This window comes from Mitsuaria sp. TWR114 (assembly GCF_007997345.1).
The window spans coordinates 1-5,632 of the sequence record NZ_VOSR01000747.1 but is presented as its reverse complement, the minus strand read 5'-3'; the positions used below and the strand labels follow the sequence as shown (position 1 = coordinate 5,632).

Sequence of the window (5,632 nt, the reverse complement as noted above, 5' to 3'; positions counted from 1 at the left end):
TGAAGATCGACCGCAGCTTCGTGCGCGACCTGGGCATCACGCCGCAGAGTTCCGCCGTGGTGACCGCGATCATCGCGCTGGCGCGCTCGCTGGGCCTGCAGGTGATCGCCGAGGGCGTCGAGACGCTGCGCCAGATGGAAGTGCTGCGCCGGCTCGATTGCAGCCTGATGCAGGGTTTCCTGTTCAGCAAGCCGCTGCCGCCCGACGAGCTCGAGCGCTGGCTGGCGCAGACGGTGCTGCCGCGCAAGGCGCCCTGGATCCTGCCGACCACCGAGGTCGGCGACGAAAGCCCGATGCGCTGATCCGGTCGCGTGCCGCGAGCCGCCAGCGCCCTCCCCCGTTTCACCGAGCCCCGACCGATGCCGCAGCAGCCCCCCGCTCTCCTGGCAAAAGCGGCCCTGCGCCGGCTGGCGCTGGACAAGCTGGAGCCGACCCCCGAGAACTACGCCCGTGCCTACGCGCAGGAGGCCGGCGAGCCGGTGCGCGGCGGCGCGTCCACGCAGATGCCCGAACGCGCGCAAGCCTCGATGGCGCGGCTGCTGGGCCTGGCGGTGCCCGATCCGCAGCAGCGCCAGGGTTTCGCGACGCAGCTCAAGGAAGGCCGCTGGGACGAACTGCAACGCGCGCTGGAGGCGCTGCAGCAGACGCACGGGCCCGGCGCGCAGGCGGAGCAGCTGGCGCAGCTGATCGAGCGGCTGATGCGCGGCCTGGAACGCGGCGGGCGGCAGTGGACGCTCGCGCGCAAGAAGGACGGCGTGCTGCGCGTGCTGCAGAGCAATCGCAGCGACCCGCAGCGGCTGACGCTGCGGCTGCGGCAGCTGGTGGCGAGCTGGGATTCGGATGTCAGCGACGCGCGCGTCGAGACGCAGCCCGCACCGCTGGATGAGTTGCCGTCGACCGTCGGCCTGGGAGCCGCGACCGGCGGCGCGGCGTCAGCCGATGAGCACGATGAGGACGCGCTCGACGACGAAGACCGCGCGGGCACGCCGACGCAGTTCTTCACCGATGAGGAAAGCGCGCAACCGCCCGCGGACCCGCATGCGGCCGACGACGGCCGGCCCGCGTCGGCCGAGGGCGGCCGCTACGGCTCGCTGGACACGCTGATGGGCGCGCCGAGTTCGACGGGAGCGACGGGCGCGACGGCGTCCGCCGGCACCGGCCCGGGCCTGCAGTCGTGGCCCGAGATTGGCACCCACCTGAACGGCACCGTGCGGCATGCCCTCGCCGCGGACGACGTGCGCGCGCAGGAATTGATCGATGCGCTGGGCGTGGCCCATGCCGAGCTGGTCCGCGACGGCGCGACGCCCGAGCGCGCCGCGCAGATGGACGCGCTGTGCATCCGCGCGCGGCGCTGGCTGGACCATCGCAACCACGCCTTCAACGAGCTGGGCAAGCTCTGCGGTGAGTTGACAGGCAGCCTGGCCGACCTGGCCGAGGACGACTCCTGGGCGCGGGGCCAGTGCGAGGCCATGGGCCAGACGCTGGCGCAGGGGCTGACGGCGCGCAGCGTGCGCTCGGTCAGCGAGCTGCTGCACAGCACCCGCGAGCGCCAGCACAGCCTGCGCGAGGAGCGCAGCCGCGCCCGCGACGCGCTCAAGGGCCTGATCAACCGGATGCTGCAGGAGCTGGGCGAGCTCGGCCAGCACACCGACCGCTTCAGCGACAGCGTCGGCAAGTACGCCACCGTGATCGAGCAGGCGGATTCGCTGGAAAGCCTGGCCGGCGTGGTGCGCGAGATGGTCGAAGAGAGCCGCAGCGTGCAGTCGCTGGTGCAGACCACACAGGGCCGGCTGCGCGAGGAGCACGACCGCGCCGCGCAGCTGGCCGAGCGCGTCGAGCAGCTCGAGGGCGAGCTGCGCAAGCTCTCCAGCGAGGTCCAGACCGACCAGCTGACGCAGATCGCCAACCGGCGCGGCCTGATCGCCACCTTCGAGACCGAACGCGCCAAGCTCGAGCGCGATCCCAAGCCGCTGGCGCTGGCGCTGCTGGACATCGACAACTTCAAGAAGCTCAACGACAACCTGGGCCACGCGGCCGGCGACGAGGCGCTGAAGTCGCTGGCGGCGCGGGTGTCGGGGCTGCTGCGGCCCGGCGACAAGGTCGGGCGCTGGGGCGGCGAGGAGTTCGTGCTGATCCTGCCGGAGGCGCCGCTCGAGGAAGCGCAGGCGGTGCTGCTGCGGCTGCAGCGCTCGCTGTCGGCCAGCCTCTTCATGCACGAAGGCCGCGATGTGTTCGTCACCTTCTCGGCCGGCGTGACGCTGTTCCGGGCGGGCGAGACGATGGAGCAGGCCCTGGACCGCGCCGACGAGGCGCTCTACGAGGCCAAGCGCACCGGGAAGAACCGGGCCTGCGTGGCCTGAGCGGCGCCCTCGTCGGCCCCACGATCCGCGCCCTCACGCGGTGACCCACCCTCGGCGCCACCCCGGACCGCCGTCCGCGAGGAGTTGAAGCGATGGACCACGCCACGATCGATCCCACGCAGTTCATCCACATCCGGATGGTGCTGAGCATGGTGGTCAGCCTGTCCATCGCGCGGCTGCTGTCGGGGCTGGCGAAGTTCGTGCAGCACCCCGGCCGGCTGAGGATCTACGGCGTGCACCTGCTGTGGGCGCTCTACATGCTGGTGACGTTGATCCACTTCTGGTGGTGGGAGTTCGCGCTGAGCCGCGTCGGGCCCTGGCACTTCGAGCAGTTCGTGTTCGTCGTGGGCTACAGCGCGGTGCTGTACCTGCTGTGCGCGATCCTGTTCCCCGACGACATCGCCGAATACAGCGGCTATCGCGACTACTTCCTGTCGCGGCGGCGCTGGTTCTTCGGGATCCTGGCGGCCTCGCTGCTGCTGGACGTGGCGGACAGCTGGCTCAAGGGGCCGGCCTACCTGCAGGGGCTGGGCGCCGAGTACGGCGTGAAGACGGCCGCGTCCGTCGTGCTGTGCGGCATCGCGGCGCTGGTGGCGAACCAGCGCTTCCAGTGGGCGCTGGTGCTGGTCGCGCTGGCGGTCCAGCAGTGGTGGATCCTGCGGCTCTACAACGTGCTCGGCTGACGCGGGCGGCCGCTGCCGCCGCCGTGACCTGCGCTCAGGTCACGTCCGGACCGGGCGTCGGCAGTCGAGCGGGCGCTCAGGCCTTCGCGCTCAGGCCTTGATGCACTTGCGCACCGTGTCGACGGTGCGGGTCGTGATCTGCTTGCCGAAGGTCTTCTCCAGCATGGTCATGAACAGCGGGCCCTTGTCGTTGGGCAGGTAGTGGCTGTAGACCTCGACGCCCTCGAGCTTGCAGATCGCGGCGCCCTCGCCTTCGAGCGGCAGCGAGACGGGCAACTCGTGCGGGCGCTTCAGGAAGGTGATCAGCTGCTTGGCCGCGGACGGCGGCTGGAACGGTGCATGGTGGTCGGCGTCGACGATCCGGCGCAAGTGCTCGACCGGGCGGACCGTCGTGCCGAAGGTCTTGCCTAGCGTGTCGGTCATCGCCTGTTCGGCGCGGCGCTCGAGCTCGTCGACCGGCGCGCCATCGTGGTCGAACACCACGTTGCCGCTGGAGATCACCGTCTTCACGCGCGTGAAGCCGGCGGCCTCGAAGGCGCGGATCAGGTCCGGCATCTTCGCGTTCATCGGGCTGACTCCGCGGAGGAAGGCGACGTATCGGGGCATGACGGGCTCCACAAGGACGGGGCGGGAGGGACTGGGCCTGGCGGCCCAGAACGGAACGAGCGCCGGAGTCTAGAGGACGCCGGCGCTCGCCGCGGCGGTCATGCCCGGCCCGGGCTCAGAGGACGTGCAGCCCGTCGCCGGTGCGGATGAAGATGCGATCTGCGGCGGGAAGGTTCCACAGGTCGACCAAGTACCGCTCCCCGCCGTTGGCCGTGATGGCCAGCTCGACGCCCAGCCACCCGTCGCCCCGGTTCCACTTGCTCACGGCGTCCCCGATCTTCTGGCCGGTGCCCAGCGTCAGGATCTGGCTCAGGTCGAGGACATCGTGCTGCTCGCTCGAGAAGTTGGTGACGGTGAGCAGCCGGATGTTGGCGCCGATCTCGACCAGGAAATCGTCCTGGCGATCGGTGCCGCTCAGCAGCGCTCCCTCACTCGATCGCAGCGCCGGCTGACGTGCGTCGGCGTCCTCCTTCGTGGTCACGAAGGCGCGCAGCGGCGTCGACAGCGCGCTCTGGTTGCCGGCCAGGTCCGTCTGACGGGCACCGAAGATGAACTGATTGCTGGACGGCGGCGTCACGGTGGGATGGATGCCACTGGCGGCCGTGCCGGTGTATTCCTGGCCATTGAAGCCCGCCCACCAGGTCGCGCCGGTCTCCAGGCCGCCGATGACCACCGTGCCGTCGGCGGTGATGAAGTCGGAGGCGCTGGCGCCGGTATCGTCCTTCAACCACAGCTTCGGCGCCTCGACGACGCGGTCGAGCTCGAAGTGCACGCGGGTGAGCTCGCCGCGGTTGCCGGCGGCGTCGACCTGCGCGATGTCGACCCAGTTGTAACCATCGCCGCCGTAGGCCGAGTTCTCGATCCGCATCGAATCGTCGCCATCGAACCACTGGTCGCCCCGGGTCGCGATGCGGTACTGCCAGCGGTTGCCCGCGGTGAGCCCGGTGACCTGGATCGTCGCGTCCTGCGTGATGCCGTCGGTGGCGCTGGCGCCGGTGTCATTGAGCAGCGTCGCGCCGAGCTTGGGCGGCGGCGTGCGATCGAGCTGGAAGTTGACGCGCTGCAGCGTCCCGTTGCCGGCACCGTCGTACACGCGAAGCTCCACCCAGCGGGCCCCGTCGGGGAGGTCAGCAGGCATCGCCACGATGTTGCCGGCCGCGCCGCCACCGGAGCCCCAGTGGCCAGTGTCGAAGGTGTAGCTGAAGGTCTTGCCCGGGGCCAGGACCAGCTCGAGCCGCCCGTCGTTGGTCAGCCAGTCGGTACTGCTCACGCCGCTGTCGTTGACGAGGCGAACCTCGGTCGGACCGTCGGCTTTCGTGTCGAGGACGAACTGCAGCGTCTCGATCTGGCTGACGTTGCCGGCCGTGTCGAGCTGACGCACATGAACGATCTTGGCGCCGTCGTGGTCGCCGAAGAATCCCGGCTCGACGCGGCCGTCTCTGCCTTCGAACCAGGACAGGCCGTCCATGCTGTACTGCCACTTCGCGTTGGGGTCCAGATTGCCCACCAGCACGGTGGCGTCGCGGGTGACCCCGTCATGCAGGGAGATGCCGGCCGGATCCGCGAAGACGGTCGCGCCGGTGTCCTCGCTGAGCCGCAGCGACGGCGTGGCCGCCGAGGTCAGCAGCTTGAATTCGAGCGATCGCACCTCGCTGTGATTGCCGGCGGCATCGGTCTGGCGCACCAGCACCTTCCAGTCGCCGTCGTGCGTGAACGCCGATGCGGGGATCGCGCCGTCCTTGCCGTCTCGCCAGGTCTGCCCGTTGTCCAAGGAATAACGCCAGCTCGCGTTGGCCTCCAGGCCGGAGACCAGCACGGTCGCGTCGCGGGTGACGCGATCGAATCCGCTGGTGCCGGTGTCGTTCATCAGCGCCAGGACGGGCGCGATGGGCGGCTCGGTGTCCGGCTCGGGCTCGGGCTCGGGCTCGGGCTTGGGATCCGGCTTCGGATCGGGTTCAGGCTCAGGCTTCGGGTCCGGCTTCG

At 70.4% G+C, this 5,632-nt stretch carries 5 protein-coding genes; 3 read left to right on the top strand and 2 right to left on the bottom strand.

Annotated features, from left to right (window positions below; genetic code table 11):
- The 3 genes from FUT87_RS23555 to FUT87_RS23545 all read left to right on the top strand — a co-directional run.
- On the top strand, positions 1 to 302 hold a 302-nt coding region (locus tag FUT87_RS23555), incomplete at its 5' end, for an EAL domain-containing protein (protein ID WP_147242578.1).
- A gap of 57 nt (positions 303 to 359) precedes the next feature.
- The gene (locus tag FUT87_RS31075) at positions 360 to 2,360 is read left to right on the top strand and encodes a diguanylate cyclase (protein WP_255511991.1); all 2,001 of its coding nucleotides are present in this window, start codon (positions 360 to 362) and stop codon (positions 2,358 to 2,360) included.
- Positions 2,361 to 2,452: 92 nt separating this feature from the next.
- A complete protein-coding gene (locus FUT87_RS23545; protein ID WP_147242577.1) occupies positions 2,453 to 3,043 on the top strand; it encodes a hypothetical protein in 591 nt (196 codons plus the stop codon).
- A 90-nt stretch (positions 3,044 to 3,133) separates the two neighbouring features.
- Here FUT87_RS23545 and FUT87_RS23540 read toward each other — a convergent pair whose 3' ends face one another.
- Both FUT87_RS23540 and FUT87_RS23535 read right to left on the bottom strand, forming a co-directional pair.
- Complete coding sequence (locus FUT87_RS23540; protein ID WP_091722456.1) at positions 3,134 to 3,649, bottom strand: DUF1697 domain-containing protein; 516 nt, start codon at positions 3,647 to 3,649, stop codon at positions 3,134 to 3,136.
- Between the two features lie 115 nt (positions 3,650 to 3,764).
- Positions 3,765 to 5,632 (bottom strand): Ig-like domain-containing protein (locus FUT87_RS23535; protein WP_255511990.1); only part of this gene is annotated, 1,868 nt, incomplete at its 5' end.

Coding starts and splice junctions, on each gene's coding strand:
- FUT87_RS31075 (WP_255511991.1), top strand. CDS start 360: ATGCCGCAGCAGCCCCCCGCTCTCCTGGCAAAAGCGGCCCTGCGCCGG.
- FUT87_RS23545 (WP_147242577.1), top strand. CDS start 2,453: ATGGACCACGCCACGATCGATCCCACGCAGTTCATCCACATCCGGATG.
- FUT87_RS23540 (WP_091722456.1), bottom strand. CDS start 3,649: ATGCCCCGATACGTCGCCTTCCTCCGCGGAGTCAGCCCGATGAACGCG.